Genomic DNA, 2,381 nt, shown 5'->3' on the forward strand with positions numbered 1-2,381 from the left:
TGAATTTGAGATTGTGTCACTTGATAATATTGACGCATATCGCCCAGTGCTGGTAAAAAAATATCGGTAGAAATCAAACCTCCTGTTGATAAACATACGATAAGTATAATGAATGGTAATGTATATTTATGTTTCATCAGGAAAGTCACATTTCTTAAATTTAAAAATATTTAAATTTTACGTTTATAGAAAAATAATAATTTATATTTATAAATATAAAGCTATTTTAACTTTATCCACAGGGAATAAAATAATCAATTTTCTTTATTCTTTTACTTTATTCGAGAATAATTCAGCTTGTTGATACATAAATCCAGTGTATGATCCGCACGCACACACTCAACACGTAAATAAACACTTAGTGCTTCACTTTATAATTAATTTTAAAGCATAGCAAATCGCAATTTTAAAACTATACGCAAAAGAAGCTAAAAGATCAAAACTCTCCTTCAGAGATATATTTCCCAATCCGAAATAGCGCATTTTGTTGTATTCATGTTGCCCTATCTTCATCAGCTTTTTTTCATTGATATCATCAACAAAAACGCTCCCAAACACTATCCCTCTCCATGATAACAACATCACTTTCCCGACAACATCTTTTATCAGAAGTGGTTTACAACGCTCAAAGAAAAAAGAAGCCACAAACTCCCTTTCCTCAAAACTCCCCACGCAAATATTATTGTAACAATACAGCATATAATAATGGCTCATGGAGAAGTCTTTATCAACACAAATAATTGAGCAAATAAACTTAATAGCCCACTAATATCATAAAGCAAATTGTGCTTCTATCTCGCTCTAAAATCTAAATTCATCTTGTCCATTTTGTTAGAATTTCATTCTACATAGCAAGCACAAAGTTTATTGCCTAAGCTATTGACAAACATGATATAATAAAAATTTGACGAATCATTCTGCATCTAATGTAGAAAGCAAGGAGAAGCTATTAATGAATATAACAGAACGAGCCACGTACCAATTACTTGGACCTATTAAAGTGGAAGGAAAGACATACACAGAAATCACCTTACGCCGCCCGAAATTTAAAGACTTAAAAGCAATACAGAGCAAAGAAGGTGACGAGCAATCAATTGAAATGATCGCATGTCTTTCAGGGTGGTCCTATAATGCCATCAGTAAACTTGGTGTTCGTGATTTTTTAAACATTAAAGACATTTACGGGCCTTTAATAAAAAAAGTATTAAAAAACTTGATAAAATGAATACAATCATAAAAATCCCATCCCTAAAAATCCTATCCTTAGAAACTCAATTTTCTAAACATCTCAAAAACTTTATAAACAAAGTAAATGCACCCATAAAAAGCATAATGGATGAATGTATTTTAATCGACAGTAAACCCGAAAAACGCACAAGTAACCTTTATACAAATACATTTGAAACAGAATCCATGACAACTGCAAATGCAAAAGTGAAAACCTGTAGCACCTATGAACCGATTACAGTTCATAATCCCTACGTCATAAAGGTGGAACGCATGACCTTTACAAAATGCACTTTCTTAATACAAGATGGTCCATCGAACCAAATTTATCTCTCAAATCAAAGTGCTCTTACATCGTATAAAAAAACTGCGGGCGAAACTAAAAAACAACCTTTGGAGAGAATCTCGAAACTTTTGGACATTGTCTCAAAACTTTTCAACTTTCCTCTCTGGTTTTGGGAGTTTTTACTCAAAGAACTTAGAAAAGTTTTCTAGCATTGTTTTGATATAGAGCAATAAGAGAAGGAAAAACAGCTTAGAACACTAATGTTTCTTCCTTCTCTTTTATCTCTCATAGCTTTTTGAATTGAATACTTTTGATATTTATTTTGAATAATTGAAGCATTCTTTTAATTATAAGTACAATATAAAAAACTAAAATTTTAGAAGACGCGCTGTTTTTACAAAAAAATGAATAATAAAATAAAGACTCCAGAATTTTACTTTTTACCTTCAAACATAATCAATGATGGAAAAGCGTTTACAAAGTTTTCCTCAAGCAGTATCTGGGACATTACTTGAAAGAAAAGCATTAAGAGAGCTTACTTTTAAGCTAAGGAGGAAAGATTAAACTTCACAACGACATTCAATCTTTTAAACATTGCAGTACAGAACGGGAAAAGAGAGCCATACCCCCATAGACCGTTTACCCCCCATCAACTAAAATTCTCGATAAACTGGTATTATCAGTTCTAGACTGGAGTCATGTAAGAAGAATTTTAAGTAATGATCACCGTCTTGTTTTCGATGTTTTCTGTCCTTTTTGGCGCATATCTATTCACTTTTGGAACATAATTTGCAAAAAGGCATTGTATCTCCAGCATATTCAAGGAGATAAAACATGGAAACTCGCATTCCTGAAAACACACCATTTG

General features: G+C 32.0%; 1 protein-coding gene and 1 pseudogene. One reads left to right on the plus strand and one right to left on the minus strand.

What is annotated here, in order from left to right; translation table 11 throughout:
• A pseudogene (locus ACFIL8_RS09235) lies at positions 1-137 on the minus strand (Bcr/CflA family drug resistance efflux transporter); the annotation flags it as partial.
• An 815-nt stretch (positions 138-952) separates the two neighbouring features.
• On the opposite strand from ACFIL8_RS09235, the gene ACFIL8_RS09240 reads away from it, so the two are divergent.
• A complete protein-coding gene (locus tag ACFIL8_RS09240) occupies positions 953-1,225 on the plus strand; it encodes a phage tail assembly protein (RefSeq protein WP_375681499.1) in 273 nt (90 codons plus the stop codon).
• The last annotated feature ends 1,156 nt before the right edge of the window (positions 1,226-2,381 follow it).

Origin of the sequence: Bartonella sp. AP57NXGY, from assembly GCF_042195805.1 — a bacterium.
Taxonomy (GTDB): domain Bacteria; phylum Pseudomonadota; class Alphaproteobacteria; order Rhizobiales; family Rhizobiaceae; genus Bartonella.

What these genes read in the sequence shown, in the direction of transcription:
- ACFIL8_RS09240 (WP_375681499.1), top strand. Translation starts at nt 953, where the DNA reads ATGAATATAACAGAACGAGCCACGTACCAATTACTTGGACCTATTAAA.